Annotated in this window: 25 protein-coding genes and 2 pseudogenes; 15 read left to right on the top strand and 12 right to left on the bottom strand. The window is 66.1% G+C overall.

The features are described from left to right. Window positions 1–24: 24 nt before the first annotated feature. Both BM113_RS05705 and pdxS read right to left on the bottom strand, forming a co-directional pair. Window positions 25–1,086: a radical SAM protein gene (locus tag BM113_RS05705; protein WP_394327711.1), complete on the bottom strand. Its 1,062-nt coding sequence runs from the start codon at window positions 1,084–1,086 to the stop codon at window positions 25–27. Window positions 1,087–1,270: 184 nt separating this feature from the next. Then, window positions 1,271–2,179 carry a pyridoxal 5'-phosphate synthase lyase subunit PdxS gene (gene pdxS / locus BM113_RS05710; RefSeq protein ID WP_089786145.1) on the bottom strand — a complete coding sequence of 303 codons (909 nt, stop codon included), beginning with the start codon at window positions 2,177–2,179 and terminating at the stop codon, window positions 1,271–1,273. 142 nt (window positions 2,180–2,321) lie between these two features. Between pdxS and BM113_RS21800 the strand changes: the two genes are divergently transcribed. From BM113_RS21800 to BM113_RS05745, 10 genes and pseudogenes are all read left to right on the top strand, one after another. Next, the gene (locus tag BM113_RS21800) at window positions 2,322–2,747 is read left to right on the top strand and encodes a hypothetical protein (RefSeq protein WP_143095808.1); all 426 of its coding nucleotides are present in this window, start codon (window positions 2,322–2,324) and stop codon (window positions 2,745–2,747) included. Between the two features lie 180 nt (window positions 2,748–2,927). Then, a complete protein-coding gene (locus BM113_RS21805; protein ID WP_143095809.1) occupies window positions 2,928–3,407 on the top strand; it encodes a hypothetical protein in 480 nt (159 codons plus the stop codon). A gap of 90 nt (window positions 3,408–3,497) precedes the next feature. Continuing rightward, window positions 3,498–4,508, top strand: coding sequence for an outer membrane protein assembly factor BamB family protein (locus BM113_RS05715; RefSeq protein WP_089786147.1), 1,011 nt, complete (start codon window positions 3,498–3,500; stop codon window positions 4,506–4,508). A gap of 245 nt (window positions 4,509–4,753) precedes the next feature. Beyond that, complete coding sequence (locus tag BM113_RS05720) at window positions 4,754–5,461, top strand: DUF1405 domain-containing protein (RefSeq protein WP_089786149.1); 708 nt, start codon at window positions 4,754–4,756, stop codon at window positions 5,459–5,461. A 94-nt stretch (window positions 5,462–5,555) separates the two neighbouring features. Then, window positions 5,556–5,957, top strand: a pseudogene (locus BM113_RS22580) (hypothetical protein); the annotation flags it as partial. A gap of 418 nt (window positions 5,958–6,375) precedes the next feature. Continuing rightward, entirely contained in the window at window positions 6,376–6,522 is a 147-nt protein-coding gene (locus BM113_RS22220) for a hypothetical protein (RefSeq protein ID WP_177209107.1), read from the top strand. A gap of 226 nt (window positions 6,523–6,748) precedes the next feature. Then, window positions 6,749–7,732, top strand: coding sequence for an ABC transporter ATP-binding protein (locus tag BM113_RS05730; protein ID WP_089786151.1), 984 nt, complete (start codon window positions 6,749–6,751; stop codon window positions 7,730–7,732). After that, window positions 7,729–8,511: an ABC transporter permease gene (locus tag BM113_RS05735; protein WP_089786153.1), complete on the top strand. Its 783-nt coding sequence runs from the start codon at window positions 7,729–7,731 to the stop codon at window positions 8,509–8,511. The genes BM113_RS05730 and BM113_RS05735 overlap by 4 nt, the downstream gene beginning before the upstream one ends. A gap of 1 nt (window position 8,512) precedes the next feature. Continuing rightward, window positions 8,513–9,295: an ABC transporter permease gene (locus tag BM113_RS05740; protein ID WP_089786155.1), complete on the top strand. Its 783-nt coding sequence runs from the start codon at window positions 8,513–8,515 to the stop codon at window positions 9,293–9,295. Between the two features lie 91 nt (window positions 9,296–9,386). Continuing rightward, entirely contained in the window at window positions 9,387–10,415 is a 1,029-nt protein-coding gene (locus BM113_RS05745; protein WP_089786156.1) for a hypothetical protein, read from the top strand. Between the two features lie 60 nt (window positions 10,416–10,475). Here BM113_RS05745 and BM113_RS05750 read toward each other — a convergent pair whose 3' ends face one another. Next, window positions 10,476–13,163 carry a valine--tRNA ligase gene (locus BM113_RS05750; protein WP_089786158.1) on the bottom strand — a complete coding sequence of 896 codons (2,688 nt, stop codon included), beginning with the start codon at window positions 13,161–13,163 and terminating at the stop codon, window positions 10,476–10,478. Between the two features lie 334 nt (window positions 13,164–13,497). Between BM113_RS05750 and BM113_RS05755 the strand changes: the two are divergent. Beyond that, window positions 13,498–14,320 (top strand): annotated as a pseudogene (locus BM113_RS05755) (alpha/beta fold hydrolase). A 25-nt stretch (window positions 14,321–14,345) separates the two neighbouring features. On the opposite strand, the gene BM113_RS05760 reads toward BM113_RS05755, so the two are convergent. Then, window positions 14,346–15,020: a DUF8102 family protein gene (locus tag BM113_RS05760; protein WP_089786160.1), complete on the bottom strand. Its 675-nt coding sequence runs from the start codon at window positions 15,018–15,020 to the stop codon at window positions 14,346–14,348. Window positions 15,021–15,135: 115 nt separating this feature from the next. On the opposite strand from BM113_RS05760, the gene BM113_RS05765 reads away from it, so the two are divergent. The 3 genes from BM113_RS05765 (at window position 15,136) to BM113_RS05775 (ending at window position 19,842) form a co-directional block, all read left to right on the top strand. Then, entirely contained in the window at window positions 15,136–17,757 is a 2,622-nt protein-coding gene (locus BM113_RS05765) for an efflux RND transporter permease subunit (RefSeq protein WP_089786161.1), read from the top strand. Between the two features lie 85 nt (window positions 17,758–17,842). Continuing rightward, window positions 17,843–18,694 (top strand): DUF4097 family beta strand repeat-containing protein, encoded by an 852-nt coding sequence (locus BM113_RS05770; RefSeq protein ID WP_089786163.1) that lies wholly within the window; start codon window positions 17,843–17,845, stop codon window positions 18,692–18,694. Between the two features lie 95 nt (window positions 18,695–18,789). Then, on the top strand, window positions 18,790–19,842 hold the full coding sequence (locus BM113_RS05775; RefSeq protein WP_089786165.1) for an NAD(P)-dependent alcohol dehydrogenase: 1,053 nt from the start codon (window positions 18,790–18,792) through the stop codon (window positions 19,840–19,842). Window positions 19,843–19,889: 47 nt separating this feature from the next. On the opposite strand, the gene BM113_RS05780 is transcribed toward BM113_RS05775, so the two are convergent. The 4 genes from BM113_RS05780 to BM113_RS05795 all read right to left on the bottom strand — a co-directional run bounded on the left by BM113_RS05780 (window position 19,890) and on the right by BM113_RS05795 (window position 21,702). After that, window positions 19,890–20,549, bottom strand: a complete 660-nt coding sequence (locus BM113_RS05780; RefSeq protein WP_089786167.1) for a sensor domain-containing protein — start codon at window positions 20,547–20,549, stop codon at window positions 19,890–19,892. A gap of 82 nt (window positions 20,550–20,631) precedes the next feature. After that, window positions 20,632–20,922: a DUF7521 family protein gene (locus BM113_RS05785; RefSeq protein ID WP_089786168.1), complete on the bottom strand. Its 291-nt coding sequence runs from the start codon at window positions 20,920–20,922 to the stop codon at window positions 20,632–20,634. Continuing rightward, window positions 20,909–21,358 (bottom strand): hypothetical protein, encoded by a 450-nt coding sequence (locus BM113_RS05790; protein WP_245757978.1) that lies wholly within the window; start codon window positions 21,356–21,358, stop codon window positions 20,909–20,911. Before BM113_RS05790 ends, BM113_RS05785 begins: the two co-directional genes overlap by 14 nt. Then, the gene (locus BM113_RS05795) at window positions 21,355–21,702 is read right to left on the bottom strand and encodes an ArsR/SmtB family transcription factor (protein WP_089786463.1); all 348 of its coding nucleotides are present in this window, start codon (window positions 21,700–21,702) and stop codon (window positions 21,355–21,357) included. Before BM113_RS05795 ends, BM113_RS05790 begins: the two co-directional genes overlap by 4 nt. 190 nt (window positions 21,703–21,892) lie before the next feature. Here BM113_RS05795 and BM113_RS05800 point away from each other — a divergent pair, with 190 nt between their 5' ends. Then, the gene (locus BM113_RS05800) at window positions 21,893–22,666 is read left to right on the top strand and encodes a sensor domain-containing protein (protein WP_245757979.1); all 774 of its coding nucleotides are present in this window, start codon (window positions 21,893–21,895) and stop codon (window positions 22,664–22,666) included. A gap of 8 nt (window positions 22,667–22,674) precedes the next feature. Here the strand turns inward: BM113_RS05800 and BM113_RS05805 are convergent, their stop codons facing one another. The 4 genes from BM113_RS05805 to BM113_RS05820 form a co-directional block, all read right to left on the bottom strand. Continuing rightward, window positions 22,675–23,616: an HFX_2341 family transcriptional regulator gene (locus tag BM113_RS05805; RefSeq protein WP_089786172.1), complete on the bottom strand. Its 942-nt coding sequence runs from the start codon at window positions 23,614–23,616 to the stop codon at window positions 22,675–22,677. Between the two features lie 77 nt (window positions 23,617–23,693). Then, window positions 23,694–24,407, bottom strand: a complete 714-nt coding sequence (locus BM113_RS05810) for a DUF6517 family protein (protein WP_089786174.1) — start codon at window positions 24,405–24,407, stop codon at window positions 23,694–23,696. 133 nt (window positions 24,408–24,540) lie between these two features. Further along, a complete protein-coding gene (locus tag BM113_RS05815; protein ID WP_089786176.1) occupies window positions 24,541–26,094 on the bottom strand; it encodes a sodium:solute symporter family protein in 1,554 nt (517 codons plus the stop codon). Next, window positions 26,091–26,324, bottom strand: a complete 234-nt coding sequence (locus tag BM113_RS05820) for a DUF3311 domain-containing protein (RefSeq protein WP_089786178.1) — start codon at window positions 26,322–26,324, stop codon at window positions 26,091–26,093. Before BM113_RS05820 ends, BM113_RS05815 begins: the two co-directional genes overlap by 4 nt. Window positions 26,325–26,529 lie beyond the last annotated feature (205 nt).

Raw genomic sequence — 26,529 nt, forward strand, 5'->3', positions numbered from 1 at the left:
CCCGCTTCGGGCCGGTTCGGACGGCTACAGTGGCTCGAGTGCTCCGGGGTCCGGTTCCCCTGTGAGCTCGAACTCGTACTCGTACTCGTATTCGTGTTCCGTCGCCGCCCACGGACAGAGCGGGTCGCTTCCGGTCGGGTCGCCGGTCGCCGCGTAGGCGCGGGAGCGGGAGCCGCCACAGGTTTCGACCGCCGGACACTTCCCGCAGGGCCCGGTGAACGACGATCGGTCCCGCAACCGTTGCATGAGGTCTGACTCGCGGTAGATCGATACCAGCGACTCCTCGCGGACGTTGCCCGCCGACAGCGGCATGAACCCAGACGGGTAGACCTCCCCCGTCGCGCTGACGAAGACGAATCCGTTGCCCGCACCCGTCGTGCCGACGGCGGCGTCCTCGCCGCGCAACTCGTTCGCGACTCGCCTGTAAAAGGGTGCTTCGACGGTGATGATTCGATAGGGGCGCGTCTCGTTCTGTCGGTACAGCCAGCCCGCGACCGTCCCTGCCCGTTCGGGCGCGAGTTGGGCCAGTTCGACGCCTCGACCGACCGGCACGAGGAAGAACACCTCCCACATCACTGCACCCAGGTCCTCAACGAGGTCGGCGATATCGGGTAGTTCGGCCACCGTATCGGCCGTGACGGTCGTGTTGACCTGAATCGAGAGTCCCAGTTCTCGAGCCCGCTTTGCCGCCCGGATCGCCGTCTCGAAGGTTCCCGACTCGCCGCGGAAGGCGTCGTGGCTCTCGGCCGAAGCGCCGTCGAGGCTCACCGCGATCCGGCTCACACCCGCATCTGCGAGTCGCTCGAGCGTCCCGTCCTCGAGATTCGGCGTGGTCGCGGGCGTCACGGCCGGCGTGATGCCTGCCGCTCGCGCACCCTCGATGAGGTCGTACAGGTCGGGTCGCTCCAGCGGGTCGCCGCCCGAGAGGACCACCATCGGGGTTCGCTCGCCGAAGTCGGCGATCCCTTCGAACAGCGCGATCCCTTCCTCGGTGTCGAGTTCGTTCGGATCGCGATCCGGCGTCGCGTCGGCCCGGCAGTGGTCGCAGGCGAGTTCGCAGGCCTGTGTGAGTTCCCAGGTGACCACGAGCGGGGTCCGATCGTACCGCCGTCCGGGGCCGCTGGTGGCGTGATCAGTCACACCGACCGGTTGTCAGCACGGCAGGGAAACGAGGACGGTGTATTGTTCAGCCGCTTTTAGGAGCGAGCGGCGGACCGCGATGTCCGCTTTCGGCCGGGCTGTCGATGCCGGTTGGAGCGAGAGATCCGGTTCAGACGCCGCGATCCTGCATCTGCTCTTCTTCGGGCAGGTCAGCGTTCGCGTCGCCTTTCATCCCTTTGCCGAGGTTCTTCGAGATTTCGGCGAGCGCCTCGGGGTCGTCCCAGTTGTTGACGGCCTCGACGATCGCCTCGCCCATCGCGGGCGGGTTCTCCGCGCCGAAGATGCCGCTGCCGACGAAGATACCGTCGCACTCGTGGTGCATCATGAGCGCGGCGTCGGCGGGGGTGGCGATGCCGCCGGCGGCGAAGTTGACGACCGGCAGCCGTCCCATCTCGGCGGTCTCGTGGACCAGTTCCGCGGGAGCCTCGATCTCGCGGGCGTAGGCCTCGCGCTCCTCGTGGGTCATCCCCTCGATCTTGCGGATCGCGCCCTTGATCGAACGCTGGTGGTGGACGGCCTGGTTGACGTCACCGGTACCAGCCTCGCCCTTGGTGCGGATCATCGCCGCGCCCTCGTCGATGCGCCGGAGGGCTTCGCCGAGGTTGCGAGCGCCACAGACGAACGGCGCGGTGAAGTCGCGCTTGTCGATGTGATAGGCGTCGTCCGCGGGGGTCAGCACCTCGGATTCGTCGATCATATCGACGCCGACCGCCTCGAGGATCTGGGCCTCCTTCGTGTGGCCGATGCGGGCCTTCCCCATCACCGGGATCGAGACGGCGTCGACGATCTCCTCGACGTCCGCGGGGTCGGCCATCCGCGCGACGCCGCCGCGCTTGCGGATGTCCGCCGGGACTGCCTCGAGGGCCATCACTGCGACTGCGCCGGCCTCCTCGGCGATGCGGGCCTGTTCGGGGTTGACGACGTCCATGATGACGCCGCCTTTCTGCATCCGGGCGAACCCCCGCTTGACGAGGTCGGTCCCGCGTCGTAGCTCCTCGAGATCGGTGGTATCTGCCATACTGCGCGGTTAGGAGCCATCGCACTTACGCGTGTCCTTTACGGATAACAGGCTATATGATAAGTGTATATCTACAGACGCATATTATCTAAGATAGAATTTGGTGGAAAAGATTAATAGCTATTGGAAAATATGAATGCTCATGGTTGATAATAATCGGCGGAGGATGATTCAAATCGGTGGAATAGCAGTTGGCTCAATAGTTGGATCGGGTATTGGGATGGCAAAGTCTGAAAGCAATACTGGTCTAGCACTTCGAGGAGACGCTTCAGACCCTATTTCAAAATCGGAGATATTCTCAAGAAGAAGCCAAGAAATAAATAAACACCTGGATTATAGTACTATAAATAATGGTGTAGTGAGCAACCCAAAAACACCAGAAAATGATATTATCGTTGCGTATAATCTTGACTTTGTAGGAGAAGGAATAGATGAATACTTCGGAATTGTTTCGAGTGAAACAGGGGATAAAGCTATATCTGGGTCAGATAATTCGGAAAATAGTGTCCAAAAAATTCACAAAAGGGCAAATAATAAAAAGAACAAATCATTTAAGAGGAGAGCATAACTTAGAACTGGATTAGATTCAATCAAAGATAAATCAAATAAATCCCATAATGAATATGATTTCGATGAATTTGATTTAATACATAATTATAATCATGATAAAGCAGACAGTCGTGGAAATGTTACGAACTATGAAGTGGTTTATAGAAATCACTCTGACCCCAGTGTTCCTATCTGTGCCATGGACGTACAAGTAGAACCAGAGATCGGTGGTGATAAACAAGATCGTACCCGTATAAGACATGATTGGAATTCAGATCATGCTGAGTTAGAGTCATATGGTCCTGGTAATACTGAAGGGACTTCTTCTGAGGGGTGGTCACTTGGATTTAGTTCTGATGGTATAGTGAATGTAGGACGTACATGGAGTAGGACAGAACCAGATTTAGATGTTAACAATGAGAGTGAAAAGAGTCTTGATCTAGCAAGACACAAGTTTGATTTCAGTGGTGATTTGAAGAGTAATACTGTTCGAGTTAACAATTCAAGCGTAGCAGAATTCGATTCGGTAGACAGTCCTGATGGTGTAGCTGTCACGGTTGAATGGATTGTGGTCTATGAAGGTACAAGTCATACTTATGAAACAGAATTCCTAACAAATGGTGGGGGGAGTGGAGGCGGTGGGTGTAACCCACGGCCATGCCCGACTACCAAGGAATGAGGCTAATACATTAATTACTTTATGCGAAACGATACGCGACGTGCGTTTCTTTCATCCAGTGGCACTATTTTGTTCAGTGGGTGTAGCGTATTGGACTATCGGACCGATTCAGGGTCGTCGTACACAGAACTAGCCGAAAAATGGTCGGTCGACCAAGAGTTCAGCATCACTACTTCGCCGCTCGTACTGAATGACCGTATTTACGTTTCTACCAGAGGGCGTCTGAAATCCATAGGGATAGGATCGGACAGCTACCCGGAAACGGTGTTCGAAACGGGGATAACGGCAACCCCCGCAATAGCTGGCGATACGATCGTCCTTCCTACATTCGAAGGCAATGGGATGCTGTACGCGGTTGGTTCGGATGGAGACATCGACTGGCAATGCGATCTTCCGGGTGGTCGACCGTTCGCTCCAATACTCTCCGATGACGACCTATTCATCAAATCGAGATCGGCAGTAACAGCACTATCGTATCAGCAGCAAACCGTCGAATGGTCGGTCGACACACCGAGGTATCCAGCCACTAGCGGTGGTCGCTGGGCCGATCTGTCACCTGCCGTAACCGAGGATCACGTCTATGTTCCCCGCAAAGACGGCCTGCAGTGTCTCGAGCGGGCGACCGGCGACGACATCTGGCATGAGCGAACGGACCCGGTCGCGACGACGCCAGCCGTTGCTGACGGGCAGGTCTACGCTCCGACGATAGGGGACGGGGTCGTCGCAATGGACGCCGACACCGGTACCATCGAATGGACGACTGAGGAGTTCGAGTGTTGGACGACGCCCGTCGTCGACGACGGCGTGGTCTACACACCGGCCCGGTTCGATCTCGTCGCGCTCGACGCCGACAGCGGTGTCGAGCAGTGGCGGTATACCGATCCGGGACTCGGCGGGCGGAGTTACACGAACCTCACACTGATCGACGATCTGCTCGTTGCTGGTTCGACCGGCTACGCGGTGGTCACCGTCTCGACCGACGGGACTGTTCGGGCGATTGCGGACGGTTCGTCGACGGAGTTCTCACACGTCATCGAAGACGGCACGGTCTACGTCGCAACGCGCGACGGTCTCAGTGCCTACAGCCTCGAAAGCGAGTGATCCAGTTGGACCACACTCCGACCTCGAGAACCGCTGTGTCTACTGGTCTATCGATCCCGCCCGATTGTCTCACCGTCTCATCGACGGTCTCCGCTCGAGCGCCTCGTGGACAGCGAGAACGATGACAGGGAACGAGAACGACAACGAGAGCGAGAACGAGAGTACGATCGCAAGCGAGATCTGGAACGGGAACCGGAACCGCCAACCGCTACTGTTTTGCGACTGTCGTCCGTTCCGACGGGTAGATGGTGTTGACCACGTCGCTTCCCGAGCGCGACCGCCTGCCGACGTATCTGGCACCGGTGCCGAAGGTCCTCGAGGATCTCGGACTCCGCTTTGCGTGGCTCGTCGTCGCGATCAACCTCGCGGGGACGGCCTTCGGCTTCTGGTACTACTCCGGGCAGTTGGCCGACACCGCCCTCGTCATGTGGCCGTGGGTGCCCGATAGCCCGCTGGCGACGCTGTTTATCGCCCTTGCGATCGCCGCCTGGAAACTCGGCCACGAACAGCCATGGCTCACGTCGCTCGCCTTCTTCGGGAACGTCATCCTGGGGTTGTGGACGCCGTACACCCTGCTCGCCTTCTCCGACGCCTACGGCTACCTCCACCCGCTGATGTTCCAGTTTCTCTTCTGGAGCCACCTCGCGATGGTCGTCCAGGCATACGTCCTCCATCGGATCTCCGACTTTCCCGTCTGGGGGATCGCCGTCGCGCTCGTCTGGTACGGCAGCAACCTGGTCGTCGACTACTTCGTCCCGATCGTCGGCGAGCCACACCACACGTTCATCCCCGTCCCCCGCGACGCGCCGATGTTCCTCGGTGCCGACGCGCTCGGGGTCGTCGCCGCCGGCGAGGTGACGTTCGCGATGCTCGCGCTCTTTCTCGCGCTCGCGACACGGATCAAGAAATGCGAACTCGGACGGGCTCGGTCGGACGGCACGGCCACGCAGTGACCGCCCTCGAGCGGACGTCTCACTCGCGGTGGTAGTTACCGATCTTGCGGGTTGGGATATGGTTTATATGACTCGCCGCTCACGAGCACGCAAGATGCGACTCGATGCACGGCTCGAAAACGGACAACGGGTGATCGACGGCTGGAACCGCGTCTTCGAGGCGCTCGCCGCCGAACCGCGGCGCCAACTCGTCGTCTCGCTGCTCGACGCGTCGCCCGACGCGACGGTTCCGCTGCCCGAGAGCGCGGTCAATCCGAACGCGCCCACCGACCCCGACGTCCTTCGGCGGGAGTTGCACCACCAGCACCTCCCGATCCTCGCCGACGGCGGGTTCGTCGAGTGGGACTCGGAACCGCTGGTCGCCTCCCGCGGGCCGAACTTCGACGAAATCGCCGCCGTCATCGAGTCGCTACAGTCTTCGGCGACGTCCGTCCCCGACTCGCTGGTGATCGGCTGCCAGCGCCTCGAGGCGGAGCGCCAGGAGGCGTTCGCCGACCGGTCGCCGGGTGCCGAGGGTGAGAGCCGGCGGGACCGGCGGTCGGCTCCGATGAGCGACGGACGCGGGGATCGGAGTCGGGCGCGGGACCGCCGCATCGGCCACCGAACGGGTTCAGGCGTCGGGCTGTGGGTCCGGCCGTCGCTTACGCCCCGTCCGCGGGACGAATAGTCTTCCCCTCGACGCGAACCGGCCGACAGAGCGGGATCACAACCCGGCGTCGGCGGTCGCGCTCGGGGTGACTCGAGGCCGTGCCGTCCGCCGGTTTCGATGCGGCGGCCGTCGACCGCCGGTCGCTGCGTCGAGTCCGATGAATAGCGGACCGAATCGGACCGTCCGGTTTTCGAGTTCGTACGTCCGGGCCCTGTAGTGGTCCTTCGTAGGCGTAGACCCAATCGCTTTCGTGGCCGAGAATTGGGTGCGTCGCGTCGTACTCCTCGAGGAGCCGCCGAGGCGGTCGCCGTCGTCGATCCAGGCGCTGTCGGCGGTGACGGACCAGGTGTGGCTCCCGCCGGGGCCGACGTTCTCGTTCACCGTGGCCCTCTCCGAGAACGACGGTCGGTAGCTCGAGCCCGGTGGAGCGTGTTCGTGCCTGCCCGCGACTCCGGCGACCCCACTGGGGGTGATTTTGCGGTCGACCCGGGACGGTCTGCTAAGCCAACCATCATTTTATGATCCGTCGCGGCGTCCGTTGAGTCACCGATCGCTGCGGGCGGCTGTGAGTCACCGTTCCCGGACATCGATTCGACTCGAGTTCACAGTCCGACCGGAAACCCGGAGGTACCCGATCCATGCGTCCCCAGACCGACGCCGACGATCCTGCGGCCGAGACCGGCTCCACGACCGAATCCGACCCGGAGAGCGCTCGAGGGTCCGCCGTCATCAGCATCGACGGTCTCACGAAGCGGTACGGCGACGTCACCGCCAACGACGGCGTCACCTTCGACGTCGGAGCGGGCGAGATATTCGGCTACCTCGGCCCGAACGGGGCGGGAAAGACGACGACGATTCGGTTACTCCTCGGACTCATCAAACCGACCGCCGGAACGGCGACCGTTCTCGGCGCGGACGTCCGGGATCGGCGGGCGCTCACCGAGGTGAAATCCGACGTCGGCTACCTCCCGGACACGCTCGGGTTCGAGGACCGACTGACCGGGCGCCAGGCGCTCGATTACTTCGCGCGGATGCGGGGCGACGAGCGACGCGAGGAGTTGCTGGAACTGTTTCGTCCGCCGCTCGACAAGCGGATCGAAACCTACTCGTCGGGGAACCGGCGGATGCTCGGGATCGTTCAGGCGTTCATGCACGATCCGCAACTCGCGATCCTGGACGAACCCACGTCCGGGCTGGACCCGCTCAAGCAGGATCGAATGCACGCGTTCCTCGAGGCGGAACGCGACGCGGGGAAGACGATCTTCTTCTCGTCACACGTTCTGAGCGAGGTCCAGCGCGTCTGTGATCGCGTCGGGATCATCCGGGACGGGGAACTGGTCGCCCTCGAGGACATCGACGACTTGCTCGAACGCGGCGGGAAGGACGTTCGAGTGGAACTGGCGGAGTCAGTCGACGAGGACGCGTTCGTCACGTCGGAGATGATCGATGTCGAGTCCGTCGAGGGAACGGTCCGTTTCACCTACACCGGCGAGGCCGGCGCGCTCCTGGAGCACCTCGTCCGGTTCGAGGTCGTCGACGTCGAGATCGGGGATCCACAACTCGACGACATCTTCAAACACTACTACGGGGACGAACGGGAGCCGCTCCCGGGGGACGGATGACCGCCGTCCTGCGCGTCGAATCCCGAAAACTGTTTCGCAGCACGCTTGTACTGACCGGGCTGCTCGCCCTGCTCTCGGCGTTTTTCCTCCTCGTCTTCCCGAGCATCCAGGCGGAGGCGGAACTCGTCGAGCAGGTGTACCCGGCGTACATGCTCGAACTGCTCGGCATCGAGGAACTCCACACGATCGAGGGGTTCGCCGGCGGTTACATCTTCCCGTTCGCCTGGGTGCTCCTCGGCGGGATCTACTTCGCGTACGTCAGTGCAGGCACGATCTCCCGGGACGTCCGGACGCGGCGGATGGATCTCACGCTCTCGAACCCGGTCTCGCGGGAGTCGGTCGTCCTCCAGAAGGTCGCCGCGCTGTGGGTCCCCCTGGCAGGGCTGACGATCGGGTTGGCGGTCGTGTTGTTCGCCGGCGCGAGGCTCCTGGGGGAGCCGTTCGATCCCGTCCCGCTCGCGATGGTCCACCTGCTCGGCGTGCCCTACCTGCTGGTCTGTGCCGCCATCGGGACCGTCCTGTCGGTCACCGTCGACCGCGTCGAAACCGCACAGGCCGCGGCACTGGTCCTCGTGTTCTCCCTCTGGCTGGTCGACGGCCTCTCGCACATGAGCCCCGATTTCGAATGGGTCAGCGACCTCACGCCGAGTCGGTACTACGATCCGTCGGCGATCCTCGTTCACGAGGAGTACGCATTCGGAGACGCGGGAATCCTCCTCGCGGCTTTCCTCGTCCTGTTGGCCGCCGCCGTCGTGATCTTCACGCGGAGGGATATCTGAGATGACGGCCGTACTCCGACTCGAGTCCAGAAAGCGCGTCCGTGGCTCGGTGATCCTGCTCGTCGTCTTCGCTCTGCTGTCGGCGCTGTACTTCTCGATGTTCCCCGGCATTCAGGCGGAGATGGACGCGTTCGAGGAGGCGTTCCCCGAGTACATGTTCGACCTCTTCGGGATCGAAGCGCTCCACACGATCGAAGGGTTCGTCGCCGCCGAACTCTATGCCTTCTTCTGGTCGCTGTTGCTCGCGATCTACTTCGCGTACGTCGGTGCCGGCCTGATCGCGGGCGACGTGCAGGACCGGCGGATGGACCTCACGCTCTCGAATCCGGTCTCGCGGGAGTCGGTCGTTCTCCAGAAGGTCGCCGCGCTGTGGGTCCCGGTGGTCGCGCTGAACGTCGGCGTGCCGATCGTCGTCTACGTTGCCGCGCTCGCCATCGGCGAGTCGTTCGATCCGGTCGCCCTCGCGATGGTCCACCTGCTGTCGATACCCTACCTGCTGGTCTGTGCCGGGATCGGGCTCGTGCTGTCGGTGTTCGTCGATCACGTCCGGATCGCCAGGGGGACGGCCCTGGTACTCGTCTTCCTGCTGTGGCTCGTCGACGGGGTCTCGAGGCTGGATCCCGACTACGAGTGGATCGGCGACCTCGCGCCGAGCCGATACTACGACGAGACCGCGATCCTCGTCCACGAGGAGTACGCGTTCGGTGACGCCGGAATCCTCCTCGCCGCGTTTCTCGTGCTGGTCGCGGTCTCGGTCGTGATCTTTACCCGCCGGGACATCTGACGGTCGCCCCCACTTCGACGCGGTGCTGACCGTCAGTCGAAACCGAAGGAAGGCCCCGCCTATATCGGGGTCGGCGGTGTGGCACACGGCTATGACACCGAGCCGACGGGATCTCCTCGAGTTCGCCGGGGCGATGGGAGTCGCGACGGTCTCCGCCGTCGGAACCGCCGGCGTACTCGCCTCCGACGTGACGGCCCAGGAAGACGGTACCGACGACACCGACGACGTCCCCGAGTACAGCCGGTGGCTCACCCTCGAGGACGACGCCCTCGAGTTCGTCTCCGTCGACTGGACGAGCGTCGGCGACGACCTCCGGGCGGAACTCGAGGCGGGCCAACCGGACGAGGAAGTGCCGCCGGAGTTCGAGGCGGATCCGATGGTCGCACCCGTCTCTGAGGCGCTGCTCTCGGCGTACTTCTACGTCGGGCTGGATCTCGCCCGGTACAGGATCGGGCGAATCCTCGAGGAGGAGGCGTTCGACTCGACCGTCGAGGAGCTGCTGTTGACCGATCGGGCGTTCGTCGCGACCGGTGACATCGACCCCGACGAGGTCGACGCGCGCGTCACCGCCGAAGCGGAGGCCGACTTCCTCCGGCAACTCGAGCGCACGGACGAGATCGGCGAGTACGTCGTTTACACGCCGGTCGATCCGGGAGACGACGCGGCGATCGCCGTCGGAGCGGACGCGATCCTCGCCAGCGAGGCCCGTCCGGCCATCGACGATCCCGCGGACGCACTCGAGACCGCGATCGGGGCCGCCGCCGGCGAGATCGATCGGGCGACGGACGACTCGGAGACGGTCGCGTGGCTGCTCGAGAACGCTGGCGACGGCGACGTAGCCGTCGGGCGGTACGGCGATCCGCTCGACGATTCGGGCGACGGACTCGCCGACGTCGAGTTCGAGTACGACGAACTCGAGGGCGCGGCGGGGATCGTCTCCTCGTTCACGGTAGAAGACGAGGAGACGGCTACCGGCGACTTCGCGGCCGTGATCGACGATCCGGACGAGGCCGCGCTCGAGGCGACACTCGGCGCTTCGGGGGAGAACCGATCGCTCGAGGTCGACGGCGACCGCGTGACCGCGACGGCGACCTGGCGGGAGGAACTGGTGATCAACTGATCGGCTCCCGACTCGTTTCCGTCGGTGAGGGAATCGGAACGGACTGAAGGCCAGGGGGCCTTACTCGACGATGACGACCGCCGACTCCGTCTCGAGCATCTCGCCCTCGCCGGAGTAGGTCCGCTCGCGTTCGACCTCGAACAGGTCCTCGGCGAGTTCTTCGCCGGCGACGCGGAGGACGCCGTCCTCGCGGTCGAGTTCGTAGTCGCCGCTCTCGATGCCGGCGTCGATCTCGCCGACCTTCTCGCCGTACTTCGGCCCGACCTGCGAGTAGTCGAGGTCGATCGAGGCGACCTGGGTGGTGATCTCCGGCTGATCCGAGAGCACCTCGAGGTCCGCGACGTGCATCACGTTCGCGATCGCGTCCGCGAAGCCGTCGACCTCGCCGTAGACGGCGACGGCCTCGAGGTCGGCGTTCAGCGGCAGCTGGTTCTCGCTCTTGTAGCGACGCAGCGCGGAGATGACCTCCATCGCCGTCTCGCCGGCCTCGAGGTCGGCGTCGTACCCCTGCGGGTCGGGCCAGTCGCGGAGGTGGATGCTGGTCTCCTCGAGGTCCGCATCGCCGTCGGGAGCGTAGACGGCCTGCCAGATCTCCTCCGTGACGTGGGGCAGGAACGGTGCCCACAGCTCGAGGAAGGTACGGTGGGCCGTCCGCAGCGCGTACTGGGTCGACGGGTTGTCCTCGCGTTCCTTGGCGATCTCGAGGTAGTCGTCACAGAAGGTGTTCCAGAAGAACGTCCGCAGGCGGTCGCGGGCCTTCGCGAACTCGTACTCCTCGAGTTGGGCCGTCAGCTCCTCGGTGGCGTCGTCGAGTTCCGCGAGCAGCCAGCGGTCGATCGGCTCGAGGTCCTCGGGTTCGTCGGGCTCGCGCGGCGCGAGGGTGTCGACGAGCTTGGAGGCGTTCCAGAGCTTCCGCAGGAGCTTCTCGCCCGCGGTGAGGTCCTTCTCCTGGTACGGGAAGTCGTCGCCGACCGCGGCGCTTGCCGCCCAGAAGCGGACGGCGTCGACGGGATACTCCGCGAGCACCTCGTCGGGTGCGACGATGTTGCCCCGCGATTTGGACATCTTCTCGCGGTTCTCGTCTAACACGTGGCCGTTGATCATCGTCGCGTCGAACGGCACCTCGCCGGTGTGCTCGTAGCACTTGACGACGGTGTGGAACAGCCAGAACGAGATGATGTCGTGGCCCTGCGGGCGCAGATCGAACGGGTAGAGTTCCGGCTTCGACATGGTGAACTCCTCGGCGTCTTCGTCCCAGTCCCAGCCGGCGTTGATCAGCGGGGTCAGCGACGACGTGGCCCACGTGTCGAAGACGTCCTCTTCGGCGACGAACTCGTCGCCGCCACACTCGGGACAGGTCTCGACCGGCGAGTCGTCCGAGAGGGGATCGACGGGCAGGTCCTCCTTCTCCGCGATGATCTCGTGGTCGCAGTCCTCGCAGTACCAGACCGGGAACGGGATCCCCGAGTCGCGCTGGCGCGAGATCAGCCAGTCCCACTCGAGGCCCTCGATCCAGTGTTTGTACCGGGTGAACATCTTCTCCGGGTACCAGTCCATCTCCCGGCCGGCCTCGAGGTACTCCTCCTTGTGATCGAGGATCTCGACGTACCACTGCTTGGAGACGCGGAACTCGACGGGCGTGTCACACCGTTCGTGGACCTGCACCGTGTGGGTGATCGATTCGCGGTCCCGCAGGTAGCCCGCGTCGTCCAGATCCTCGACGATGGCCTCGCGGGCCTCGTCGGTGGACATGCCCTCGTAGTCGCCGGCGAGGTCGGTCATCGTCCCCGACTCGTCGATCGCCACCCGCAGCGGGAGGTCGTGGGCCTGGTACCACTCGATGTCCTTCTGGTCGCCGAAGGTACAGCACATCACGACGCCGCTGCCTTTCTCCATGTCGACGCGGTCGTCGGCGATGATCGGCACCTCGTGGCCGAAGATCGGGATGCGGGCGGTCTCGCCGACCAGGTCCTGGTTCTCGTCGTCGTCGGGGTGGACGAACACGGAGACGCAGGCCGGGATCAGTTCGGGCCGGGTCGTCGAGATGACGAACTCGTCGCGGGGGGCGTCCCCGGCGAGTTCGAAGGCGATGTCGTTGAAGTGTGCGCCCTTCTCCATGTCCTCCATCTCGACCTGCGAGATCGCCGTCTCGCACTCGGGACACCAGATGGCGGGCGCTTTCTGGCGGTACTCCCGTCCCTGCTCGTAGAGGTCGATGAACGAGAGCTGCGAGATCCGCTGGACGCGGGGCTCGATCGTCTTGTAGGTGTTCCCCCAGTCGATCGAACAGCCGAGCCCCTGCATCTTCTCCGTGAACTCGGCCTCGTACTCCTGGCAGACCTCGCGACAGAGCTGCTGGAACTCGCGGCGTTCGTAGTCCTGATGGCGGATGTCGAGTTCCTTCTCGGTCAGCCGTTCGGAGGCGATCCCGTTGTCGTCGTAGCCGAACGGGAAGAGGACGTCGCCGTCGTGCATCCGCTGGAAGCGCGCGGCGAAGTCCTGCAGCGTGTGGCCATAGAGGTGGCCCATGTGGAGGCTGCCCGACACCGTCGGCGGCGGCGTGTCGATGGCGTAGACGGTGTTTGGGTCCTTCTCGGGGTCGCTCTCGTAGGCGTAGACCTCCTCGTCGACCCAGCGCTGCTGCCAGCGCTCCTCGACGGCTTCGGGGTCGTACCCGCCCTCGAGGGTCGGTTCGTCCTCGGAGGCCGGCTGCTGTTCCCCCTCTCCTTCGGGTGCGTCCGTACTCATGCTCTCACCGCCCGTGGCGGGCGTCGTCGGTGCGTCGGTCGCGGGAGCGTCGGTCGTCCGTGTCGATGATCCATAGCTGGTACTGGCCGTTGCTCGGTGAAATTCGGTCGGGGACAATACATCCGTCGAAACGGGGTAGGGAATGCGGGGCTACGGGGCCCCTACGAACACGCCACGCGGACCGTCGAAGCGGCCCGTCCGGACCGCGACGGAGCGATTCATACCGGGAAATGACGGCGGGCTCCGTGTTAGGTGTTTCGCGTCCGCGAGTCGTCGCTCGAGTTTGCCCTGCCGGCAGCACCACTAAGGAGGGCGTTCCCGTACTGACGTCGGTATGAACCGATGGACTTCGACGGCGACCGAATCGGGTCGCGGCGTCGACGTCGCCGGCCCGCCCGAAGCGCAGTCGATCGTCCTCGCCCACGGGGCGATGTTCACGCGGAAGATGTGGGGACCACAGCGGGACGCGCTGGCCGAGGAGTTTCGCGTCGTCGCACCCGATCTTCCCGGCCACGGGGACCGATCGGGCGAGTCGTTCGACCTCGAGCGCGGGATCGCGGTGCTCGACGACGCGATCGAATCCTACGCCGGCGGGAGCGCCGTCCTCGTGGGGCTGTCGCTCGGCGGCTACCTGGTGACAGAGTACGCGAGCCGGTACCCCCGGAAAGTCGACGGCCTCGTCGTCGTCGGGAGCAGCGCCAACCCGATCCGGGGGCTGAACCTCGCGACGCGGCTCACCGGCGCCGTCGTGCGGCTGGCGACGCGCAGCGACCTCGTCGAGCGGGCGGCCCAGCGACTCGGCAAGCGGTGGGTGCGCAACCGGGACCTCTCGCCGGAACACGAACGGGAGATCCTCGAGTCGGGCATCTTCCCGCGGGAGTTCGGCACGCCCGGCCCGGACATCGCCGGGCGGAACGCCCGGCCCGGACATCGCCGGGCGGAACGCCCGGGCGAAACTGGAGTCGTACCCGGGACCGGTGCTCGTGGTCAACGGCGAGCGCGACGCGCTCATGCGCCGCGGCGAACGGGAGCACGCGGCGGCCTCGGGTGGGGACGTGGTCGTCCTGCGGGACGCCGGCCACATCTGTAACCTCCATCGCCCGGAGGCGTTCACCGACGTCGTGCGGCGGTTCGTCCGGGACCTCGACGGGCAGTGATCGACGTCCCGGGGTACGTCACTGGTCAGTCCCCGCCGTCGTCGCCGCCGTCACTGTTCTGCTCGCCCACCAACTCGATGACAGCCCGCGAGTCGGTTTCCCGTCTGACCTCCCCCTCGAGGTACGTCGCCAGCCGCTCGAGGAACTGGTCGTCGACGCCCTCGGCGTCCGTCCCGACCAGCGAGATCGATTCGTGGCGTGCGGGATCGTCCTCGCCGCGCATGATCAGCGAGAACAGTTCGCGGGGCGTCACCGGCTCCCCCGCCTCGAGGCGCTTCGCGACCCCCTCGAGCGGCGTCTCGCTCGTCGTCTCGACGTCGAACGTGACGTCGACGGAGACGTTCGCGTTCGCCCGTTTGGCCGCGGCCGCTTCCTCGGACGCCCTGATGGCGGGCACGAGCACCTCGTCGAACTCGAGGCCCTGCTCTTTCGTGCCGACGTAGGCGAACGCGACCATCGCGCGGAGCCCGTCCAGCAGCGCCTGGTCGGTGTGGACGTCGTCGAAGATCTGTCGTCGATCCTTCTCCGCAAGGGTATGCAAGAGGAGATCGAAGTCGAGGATGGCGTTCTCGACGCGCTGCCGGATGCGCGCCTCGGCGTTCCGGCGGCTCTGTTCGTGGCTCATCGTCGTTTCGCCGAGCAGGTACGACCGATCGGCGGGCGAGAGGACACCACGGTCGCGGTCCGGGTCGGTGTTCATAATCGGATTCGGATTATGCGTAGTCCTTTGAGGGCGAAGGGTTATCAGCGGTCGGGTTGCAATACCCGTTCGATGAACCCACCGGAGTCCGGACGCGGGGCGAACGGGTGGTGCCATGGCGCGTAACCTCGCCGAGCGGTACGCGGCGGCGCTGGTCGGCCGGAGCAAACTCGTCGTCGTCCTGCTCCTGGTCCTGACCGCGGCCGTCGCGGCTGGAGCCGTCGTCAACGAAACCGAGGACGCCGGTATCGGCGAGTTCGAGACCGATTCCGAGGAGGAGGCCGCCCTCGAGTACGTCGAGGAAAACTACGAGACCGACGATGCGATCGTCACCCAGATCGTAGTCCGCGACGAGCGCGAGGGCGGCGACGTCCTCACCAGGGAGTCGTTGCTCGAGGGGCTGTACCTCCAGCGGGACGCCCGCGCGAACGAGTCGGTGAACGAAACGCTCGCGGAGGAGGGCTTCGTCGGCCTCGAGAACGTCGTCGCCGCCGCGGCCGTCTACGAGGACCGCGCTGCCGCGGCCAACGGCCCGCCGGACACGAGCGAGCCGACCCTCGAGGAGGGGATCGAGGCGCTCGAATCCCGCTCGGACGAGGAGGTCGAGGCGTTGCTCGCGGAGGTGCTCGATCCCGACTCGGAGTTCGACTCCCGGGCCGGCGAGGACCCGACCGAGTTCCTCCCGAGCGACTACGAGCCCGGTGAGACGGAGGCCGAGGCGCGGATCACGTTCCTCTTCCAGGAGGACGCCGGCGAGAACGAGGAGCCAGAGGCCGCCTACGCGGCCCAACTCGAGGTCGAGTCGCTGTTCGAACAGCGGTTCGACGACGGGTTCGTCTTCGGCGAGGGGATCACCGACGCGGCCTCCGCGAGCGCGGTCGGCGACAGCTTCGTCGTCATCACGCCCGTCGCCCTGATACTCGTCCTCGGAATCCTCGCGATCACGTACCGGGACGTCGTCGACGTCCTGCTCGGCCTGGCCGGCATCGCCGTCGTGATGGCCTGGCTCGCGGGGCTGATGGGCTGGCTGGAGATCCCCTCGAGCCAGTTGCTGATCGCCGTCCCCTTCCTCCTGATCGGGCTCTCGATCGACTACGCGTTGCACGTCGTGATGCGCTACCGGGAGGCTCGGGCGGGCACGCTCGACGTGGACGTGGCGGAGGACGGGGGACGACCGGACGGCGAATACGAAGCGGAGGCCGTCTCGAGTGCGACCGCTCCCGCGGCCCGCGGCGTCCGAACCGGGATGGCCCTCGGGGTCGGCGGCGTCGTACTCGCGCTGGCCGCCGCGACGTTCTCGACGGGGGTCGGGTTCCTCTCGAACGTCGTCAGTCCCCTACCCGCGATCCAGGACTTCGCGATCCTCAGCGCCGGGGGGATCTTCGCGACGTTCGTCGCGTTCGGGATCTTCGTTCCCGCACTGAAAGTCGAGGTCGACGGCCTGCTCGAGAACCGGTTCGACCGAGACCGGGCCAAGCCCGCCTTCGGCGTCACACCGGGCCGGATCAACCGCGTCCTCTCGGGCAGCATCGTCCCGGCGCGGCGCGCGCCGATCGCCGTCGTCGCGGTCGCGCTTCTGCTGGCGGTCGGTGGGGCGTACGGCGCGACCGGCATCGACACGGAGTTCAACGAGGCGGACTTCCTGCCGGAGGACGCTCCCGAGTGGGCGAAATCCTTCCCGGAGCCGTTCGCGCCCGACACCTACACGATCAGCGAGGATGCCGAGTACCTGGGCGAGAACTTCCAGGACCGCGGCTCGCAGGCCGAAGTGGTGATACGCGGGGACGTGACCGATCCCGCGACGCTGGCGGCGATCGAGGACGCGCGGTCGGGGGTCGCCGGTGGCGGGACGGTCGACGTCCGTCCCGACGGCAGTGCCGCCGTCGACGGGCCGCTGTCCGTCCTCGAGGACGTCGCCGCGGACAACGAGACCGTCGCGGCGGGACTCGCCGAGCGTGATACGAACGACGACGGGGTTCCGGACGAGGACCTCGAGGGCCTGTACGACCTGCTCTACGGGGCCGACGCCGAGAGGGCTGCGACGGTCCTCGAGCGAACCGACGATGGAACCTACGAATCGGCCCGCCTCGTGGTCAGCGTGCGCGGCGACGCGGCGGCCCAGCGCGTCGCCGACGACACCCGCGCCTTCGCGAGCGGGATCGAAGGCGGCGCGCCGGTGACGGCGGTCGCGACCGGCGGCCCGGTGACGACCGCCGTCATCCAGGACGCCCTGCTCGAGACGCTGATCCAGGCGTTCGTGGTGACGCTGGCCGTTATCCTCGTCTTCCTGACGGCGCTGTACTGGGTACGCCACCGGACGCTCTCGCTCGGGGTCGTGACCCTCGCGCCCGTCGTTGCCGCGCTGGCGTGGCTGCTCGGGACGATGGCGGCCCTCGGCGTCCCGTTCAACAGCGAGACGGCCGTCATCACGAGCCTCGCGATCGGACTGGGCGTCGACTACAGCATCCACCTCGGCGAGCGGTTCGTCGCCGAACGCGAACGTGCGGACTCGATCGAGGCGGCCCTCGAGGCGACGGTCACCGGCACCGGCGGCGCGTTGCTCGGCAGCGCGCTGACGACGGCCGCCGGGTTCGGCGTGCTCGCCCTGGCGCTCGCGCCGCCGCTTCGTCGGTTCGGCCTCGTTACCGGACTGAGCATCGTCTTCGCCTTCGTCGCCTGTCTGACGGTGTTGCCGAGCCTGCTCGTGCTCCGCGAGCGGGTGCTTGGCCGGGAGTGAAACTCCTATATAACTGTCGGGGGTCGCTTGGCCGGTCGCCAGTCGCGACTCCGGATTAAGGTGGGTAGTGTCCGTACGCGTATCCATGACGATCGATTCGAACTCGAACCCGGACGTGAGCAGACGAACGCTACTCGGGGGGATCGCCGTAACCGCAAGCGCCGCCCTCGCCGGCTGTACCGGCACGACGCCGTTCGTCGGCCAGCAACTCGCCAGGTCCGACACCGTCCCCGCAGCGGACGTCGACGCGCTGCGCGTCTACGGGAAGACCGGCGAGATCACGGTGACCGGCGGCGACCGCGACGACGTCGCGGTCGACATCGAGAAGCAGTCCAGTTCGGTCCGGACCGACCTCGAGAACCTCGAACTCCGTTCCGAGCGCACTGACGGCACCCTCGAACTCCGCTCGGAGTGGGACGGCACCGAGGGCTGGCTCCGGAGTCGGCCCTCGATGGACCTCGAGATCGACGTGCCCCGCGAGCTAGCCCTCGAGGAGGTTTCGACGAGCGTCGGCGAGGTGACGGTCAGGGACGTCGCCGGCGACCTCCGGGTCGACACCAGCACCGGACGGATCGACGTCGCGAACGTCGACGGCGGAGTCGGCGCGAGCGCGAGCACGGGTCGCGTCGAGATCCGCGACGTCGAGCGCCTCGACGACGTCTCCACGAGTACGGGTCGCATCGAGGTCGACGTGCCGGCGATCGACGGCGATACGTCGGTCACGGCCAGTACGGGCCGCATCGAGGCGGCGATCGATCCGGATCTCGACGCCGAACTCCGGGTGGAGACGAGCACCGGACGCATCGAGATCGAAGGCCTCGAGTTGCAGGACGCGACCCGGGGCGACGACGTGGTCACGGGGGCGCTCGGCGACGGCGGACCGACGCTCCGGTTCGAGACGTCGACCGGGCGGATCGAACTCCGGGCGCTCGAGTAGTCCGTCGACGTCGACCGTCGACGCGTTCGCATCCGTGACGGTCCCCAGGAGACGTGAAACCTTTTTGCCGACGGACGGGGTGGCGAGAACGCGCTATGCGAGCGTTCGTTATGCAAGAGATCGGGGAAACGGGGATGACCGAGAAGGACCGTCCCGAGCCGGGACCGACCGATGCGATACTGGAACCCACGAAGGGGTTGATCTGTACTTCGGACTGTCACACGGTCCACGGCGCCATCGGCGAGCGTGAGGACCTCACGCTCGGGCACGAGATCGTCGGCACCGTCGACGCGGTCGGCGACGCCGTCGAGGACTTCGAACCCGGCGACCGGGTCGTCGTCGGCGCGATCACGCCCGACTGGAACTCGAGGGCGGCACAGGACGGCCACCCCTCGCAGTCGAACGGCGCGCTCGGGGGCTGGAAGTTCGCGAACGTCAAGGACGGCACGTTCGCGGAGTACGTCCACGTCAACGACGCCGACGGAAACCTCGCGCACATCCCCGACGGGGTGAGCGATCACGAGGCCGCGTACACGACGGACATGATGTCGACGGGGTTCGCCGCCGCGGAGAACGCCGACGTCCCCGTCGGCGGTACCGTCGCCGTCTTCGCCCAGGGCCCGGTCGGCCTGATGGCGACCAGGGGCGCGGCGCTGCAGGGTGCCGGCGAGATCATCGCGGTCGAAACCGTCGAGAAGCGCCAGGAACTCGCCAGGGAGTACGGCGCGGACCGGATCGTCGACTTCGAGGAGGGGGACCCGGCCGATCGGATCATGGACCTCACCGACGGCGAGGGAGTCGACGCCGCAGTCGAGGCGCTCGGCGCGGATGCGACGTTTCAGGACTGCATCCGGGTCACGAAACCCGGCGGGACCGTCTCGAACGTCGGCTATCACGGCGAGGGCGAGTTCCGTCACGTCCCCCGCGAGGAGTGGGGCGTCGGCATGGCCGAAATCGACATCGTCACCGACCTCTGTCCCGGCGGCCGACTCCGGATGGAGCGCCTGCTACGGCTCCTCGAGAACGGCCGGGTCGATCCGACGCCGATGACGACTCACGAGTTCGCGTTCGACCAGATCGAGGAGGCGTTCGAGATGATGGACGAGAAGGCGGACGGGATCATCAAGCCGCTTATCCACTTCGACTGATCGCGGCGGGAGGCGATCGGGGTGAGGGGGAGAGCTCTCCCGTCCCGTCACTCTTCGTCGTCGTCGACGGTCAACAGCCGCTCGGCGACGACCGCCGCCAGCCGGCCGGCGAGGTTCACGCCCAGGAGCGTGGCGTAGCCGACGACGACGCCGCCCGCGGCCGCGGCCAGCGCACGCGGGAAGGTGTCGATCTCGTACCAGCCGGCGACGACGACGTGGTCGCCGTAGTACAGCGGCGTGACCAGGAGGCTGGCCGCAAGCGAGAGGCCGACGACGATTCCGACGAACGCGACGAACCCGAGCAGCGTCTTCCACAGCAGGTAGACCGCGCCGAGCCACGTCGCCCGGCCGAGCACGAGTTCTCGCAGGAACTCGACGACGCCAGCCTCCGTCTCCGGAAAGCCGGGCGAAACGTCCGCCTCGAGCAGCCCTTCGGTCACCGCGCCGTCGAGCCACGCGAGCGCGACGATCGACAGGAGCGTCGCGACGAACGCGAGCGGGCCAAGCAGCGTGATGCTCAGTCCGAGGGTCGTCGATGCCCCCGCGACGACGACGGCGAAGTAGAGGACCCCAAGCGGGAACGCGAGCAGCAAGTACGCGAGCGAACGGTACGTCCAGGGGTCGACCGGAGCGGCGGCGATCCCGCGACCGCCGGATGCGGCGTCGGTCGACCGCGATCGTGCCGAATCGGATGGTGTCGTAGCCATGCGTTCTCGTTCCCATCGACGGGCGCGATTCCCCTAAACCGGGGTCGCGAACTGGCGAGTCGTCCACTCGGCGAAACGTTTATCAGACGGCCTCGAGCGAGTAGAGGATCGCGAGCAGGCCGGCGATGTTCGAAAGCAAGACGCCGAGCAGCGTCACGGCCTGTGACAGCGCCAGTGCGGGTGCGAGCCCGTAACTGACGAGGAACGGGCCGACGGTGATGCAGACGACCCCGACGGCAAGGAACCGCATCGGTTCGCTGTCGTTGCGCTGGTACCCACGGTATGCGAGGCCGGCGACGACGGTTCCCACGAGGGCCGTCGCGAGCGCCGTCGCGAAGAGGACGGCCGCGGGCTCGAGGTCAGCGACGACCATAGACCACCCCCAGGATCAGGAGCAATCCGAGTAGCTGTACCGCCGTCGCGACGGTTTCCCGCCAGACCGGCGAGACGCTCGGCGCGTTCGAAAGGGCGAGTCTGAGCAACATGGGAACGGTGGTGAGCAACACCAGCCCGGTACCGAGGACCAGCATGCCGACGCCGCCGCCGCGGCGGTAGCCCCGGTAGAGCCGGATTGCCAGATAGATCGACAGCAGCGTGGCGACGAGCAGGGAGAGAAACACCAGCGCGACCAGTTCCGGCGCCCCGCCGGTCGTCCCCTGCAGGGGGACCGCGACCGACTCCGGGGCGGCGATCGGTCCGCCTTCGAGGGCGGCCGGGACGTCGACCGGACCGATGGACTCGAGGCCCGGCCCCGGCCCCGGCCATTCCCCGGTGATCCCGACAGTTGGCTCCCGTGGCTGGCGAGTCATTTGAATCCCTCGTAGAGTCTGGTGAAGCGGTCGGCCGCCGACTCCTCCGGCCCTCGATCGACGTCGACTCGGAACCCGTCTTCCCCGAGCTGGATCCGCACCTCTCGGAGCCGGGCGCTGTAGACCTTGTAGTGGTGGCCGCCGGGGTCGAGCTTCTGCTGGTCCTCGAGGAGGTCACGCTCCTGGAGTTGCTCGACGCGGCGGTAGATAGTGGACGGATCGGCCCCGCAGGCGTCGCTCAGCGCGTCGACGGACTTGGGCTCCTCGCGGGTCTGCTCGAGGATCGTCCGCGCGTAGTCGTCGCTGAGCACGTCGACGACGTCGGCCTCACCGTCGTCGTTCATCGTGATCCGGTTTCGCTGACAGGACAAAAGTTCCATTGGTCCTCGTGCCGATCGTACCGGTCGATTCCCCTGCCGTGACCATCGCCACCTCACCGGTCGGCCGCCGACGGAGTATACCGTCGGGACGAACTGTTCGTTCGCCAACCGGAGCCGAACGTTTATGTCCTCGCGTCCAGCAGTCACGCTCGAGATGGCACGGTCGGCAGCCACCGCGTCCGACGATCGAGTCGAACGGTTCGGGGGACGTCTCGGGCGGTTCGTCTCGGTCCCGTTCGAGCGGCGAACGTATCTCAGCCTGGCGTATCTCTTGCTCGCGTTCCCGCTTGGCCTTGCGTACTTCCTGTTCGTGACGATCGGCGTCTCGCTGGGGCTCGGACTCGCGGTCGTGCTGGTCGGGATCCCGATCCTCGCGTTCACGCTCGCCGTCGGCCTCGCGCTCGCGGGCTTCGAGCGCTGGCTGACCTCGACCATGCTCGAGCCCGAGATCGAACCCCGGACGGAGCTGTCCGGCGAACGCCGACGGGACCAGTTCGTCTCCCTAGTCACCGACCACAAGACCTGGTCTTCGTTGCTCTACCTCCCCGCGAAGTTCGTCATCGGGCTGGCGGGGTTCGTCCTCGCGACGACGGGCCTGTCGACGAGCCTGAGCATGCTCGTGCTCCCGCTGTACTACGACCGGCCGGGGCTGTACGTCGGGCTCGTCCCCGATCGCGCGCCCGAAATCAGCCAGACGCTGTACCTGGGGTGGAACTACCTGCTCGTCGGCTTCGATGCAGTGTTTACGTTCGGGCACTGGAAAATCACGACACTGCCCCGGGCACTCGTCGCCGCGGGGGTCGGCCTGTTGCTCCTGCTCGTGACGTTGCACGTCCTGAACGCCCTCGCCCGCGTCTCCGGCTGGTTCGCCCGCGTAATGCTCGAGGGCGGCTACGATCCGTTCGCCGTGGTCCGCCGGTCGCTGTAACAGCCCGGCTACGGTCCCGCCTCGTCGCCGCTCTCGAGGTCGAGCGACTCCTCTGAGTCCGAGTGGGCCCGCACCCACAGTTCGCCGATCCGGGAGAGCCTGGTCCGGTAGGACTTCCCGCGTTCCTCGCGCTCGATGTAGCCCTTGCCGCCCGGGCCCAGGCGGTCGACGTTGTAGATCACCTTCGAGCGGAAGCTATCGGTGTACTCCTCGTTGAGTTCGCGGGCGAGCGACTCCGCCAGCTCGGAGACGGAAGCGAACTCGCCGTCCTCGCCCAGTTTGTAGAGGATGAGTTCCTCGAAGGGTTTGACGTTCGAGAAGGAGGCGACCGGCAGTTCGACGATGTGGCTCCCGCCGATCTCCTTCGCGCCGATCGTGGTCCCCCGCTCGTCGAACTCGGCCAGCAGGTCCCGCGCGCTCTCGAGACGGGTCCCGACGCGGTCGTCCTCGAGCGCGTCGTCGTCATCGAGTGCCGCGAGGTCCTCGAGGAGATCGATCTGTTCGCGCAGTTCCTCGGCCAGTTCCGTCTCGAGGTACTTCTCCGGGGCGGTGTAGTAGGTGTGGATCGCCTCGCGGTCGTCCTCCCGCTCGACCATCAGGGAGTTGGCCGCGGTCGCGAACGCGAAGCTCACGGTCCGGGGCATCGCGGCGACGTTGACCCAGACGTCGTTGCCGCGATCGAGTTCGGCCGTGATGAGGTCGTAGGCCTGTTCGAACGCCTCGTCGTAGTCGTAGACGTCCTCGAGGACGAACCGCTCGGTGCTCGCGCCCAGGAGGTTCCGAAAGTCGGTCTCGAGTTTCTCCGAGAGGTGCTGGGAGTACTCGACGTTGGCCTCGCTGCCGATGGCTCCCTCCAGCAGGATGACGCGGTCGACGTCGATCTGATCGCGTACGAGCGGCGCGATCAGCCGGTCGTAGTCGAACCCGACCGGAACGATGTGCGTTTGCATACGCCCGGATTGGAGCGTCCGACTCCTAACAGTATTGATCGAGGTGACTGTTTCGCTCGAGCGGGGAACGAGGGTCGCTACGCCTCGAGTTCTCGGATCAGCGTGGCGATCGTTTCCCGGTCGCGGTCGGGGTCGAGGTCGAGGTCGAGGTTGCGGTCGAACTCGAGGTCGCGGTCCGGGCTCCGTCGGTCGGAACCGGGGTCGGCCTCCGCGTCGCCGCTTCCGTTCCCGTCCGCGAGCGACTCGAGCGGCCCGGACTCGAGGTCGCTCCCATCGCCGTCGGGAGAGAGCGGGATCGTCCCGCCGGCCATCCCGTAACTGCGCTCGGTGGGCCAGACCGCGACGTGGGCCTCCGCGGGGAGTGCAGTCGCGGCTTCCTCGTCGCCCCCGAACTCGAGCGGGTACGAGGCGTCGAGCACGTACCACTTCCCGGCGGCGCCGTTGGGCGCCTCGAACTCGAGGGTGTCCCGCGTCCGCTCGACGACCAGGCCTTCGTCCTCGATGGTATTGACGAACTGCGATTTCGCGGTGGGCGCAGCCATCGAGAACACCGACGCGGGCGAGACGCCGACGGACGGCAGCGGCGGCGAGAAGGTCATCTCCACCGTAAACAGCGAGCGAAGCGGAACGTCGCTCGGGCCCACATCGATCCTCGTGGGGCCTGCCCCGTCGGTGGGTTCGTACAGCGTCGTCTCCGCGGTGATCGTGGCCATCAGCACGGTCGTCTCGGCGGTTCGAGTACCGACCCGCTGCCACGCGTCGGAAAGCGACTCCGGAAGATCGAGGGCCATCGGTTCTCGGTTCCCCCTACGCGGGGCGTGCTTTTCGGTGTGTTGCTCCCCGCCGATCCCGTTCACCGGGGTCGAGCGGACACGATATCCTAGAGGGAACGAGGGAACCGGAGAATCGATACAGCGGCCAGTCTCAGTCCGCGCCGAGCCCCTCGAAGTAGATCGCCCGCCGCTCGTCGGCCGCGGGCGTCGTCACCAGCGAGACGCCGACGGTGACGACGAGGCCGACGGCCATCCCGACGATGCCCGCGGACCATCCCAGGTAGCTCCCCTGAAAGACAGTCGTGACGACCGCGATCAGGGCCGGCGCGATTTCCCCGACGACCGGCGCGAGCCCGACCACCTCGAGTCCGCCGACGATCGTTCCGACGAAGAGGTTCGCGAGGTAGAACCCCTGGCTGGCGGCGATCCCGGCGGTGATCCCCGTCCGGGTCGTCCCCCGCCAGTAGAGCGCGACGAGCACCGGCAGCGCGAGCTGTGCGAAGCCGCTGAAGGCCGCGTCGCCGAGTTCGAACAGCGTCGCGGGCTCGAGCAGACTGCCGAGGAACGCCGCCGTCGCGAAGACGACGACGCCGGCGCGGGCGATCAGGTCCTCGCGCCGGGCCGAGGCGTCGCGCTCGAGGTACGGCCGGTAGATGTCCCGGGTGAAGTACGACGATCCCGAGAGCAGCATCGAGTCCGAGGAGGACATCATCGCCGCCATCGCGCCCGCGATGACCAGCGCGGCGAACCAGATCGGGGTGTACTCCGCCAGCACCGCCGGGAGGACGTTCCCGCCCTCGGACACCGTCACGTCGAGCCCTCGGGCCCACGCGCCGAGCATGAACGCGGGCACGAAAAGCGCCACGCAGAGGATCGGCCACAGCGCGAACGACCGCTTGAGCACCGTCCGCGAACCGGCCGCGAAGAACCGCTGGTTGACCTGCGGGAACATCGCCACGCCGAAGCCGATCACGATCGCCGTCGAGAGCATCCACTGGGGCGTGTAGTGATCGCTGCCGAGCGCGAGGTACTGGGCCGCCTCGGCTTCCAGCGCGGCGGTCGCCGCCGTCGGCCCGCCGACCGCGGCGAGCACCCAGATCATCGCGATCCAGGTGGTGACGAGCATGAACAGCCCCTGCAGCGTGTCGGTCCAGGCGATCCCCCGCATCCCGGCGACGACGACGTAGAGGATCATGAACGCCGTGATCAGTCCGGCGCCGACGGCGTACGGAACCGTCCCGTCGGTTAGCGCCTCGAGCGCGGTGCCCGCCCCGGCCTGCTGGAGCATGACGTAGGGGAACAGCCACAGCAGGCTGATGCCCGCGACCAGCCCCCGGAGCCGGGTCGAGGCGAACCGGTCGCCGAGCATCTCCCCGAGGGTGACGTAGCCGTGCTCCCGTCCGAGGAGCCACTGCTTGTAGCCGACGACGTACCAGAGGATCGCGAAGATGATCCCGTCCATCAGCCCCATGACCAGCACCCATTCGGGGCCCTGGCGGTAGGCGACGTTCGGCCCGGCGAAGAACGTAAACGCCGACAGGAGCGTCGCGAACGTCGTAAAGAGGAGGACGACGGTTCCGAGGGTGCGGCTCGCCAGATAGAAGTCCTCGGCCGTGCGGTCGGTCAGCCGGTAGGCTACCAAGCCGACGGCGAGCGCGAGCAGGAGGTAGCCGACGATGATCCCCAACTGGAGCGTCGCGCTCACGGCGACTCACCCCCGATCGCTCCACCGTCGGTTTCGATGCCGATACCCCACGCACGTCTGGCGAAGTAGTGGAACACGACCGCGGCGAGCAGCATCCATCCGACGTGCCACCAGAGCCACAGCGGGAGGCCGACGACCGTCGTCGCGTTACCCCAGAGGAACCACGGGATCGCGAGCGCGGAGAGGACGATCGCGACGGCGGTCCAGCCGACGAGTTCCAGGCGACGCATGTTCGGAGGTTCGAGTCGACGTTGGTAACTGTTTCCCTTCAACCCTGACTATCGAAGACTATCTCCCATCGATCGCTCGCTCTCGAGATCGATCACGAAACGCTCGCCGAAGACGCCGAGAAATAGTCCCTTTCGTCACAGCGCCGGTGAGATGGAGTATCAGGGCCTCTCCGGCCGTTTTACGGCAAGCTAAAACCGCTCTTTC

The sequence above is a fragment of the Natronobacterium haloterrestre genome (genome assembly GCF_900112205.1).
Taxonomy (GTDB): Archaea; Halobacteriota; Halobacteria; order Halobacteriales; family Natrialbaceae; genus Natronobacterium; species Natronobacterium haloterrestre.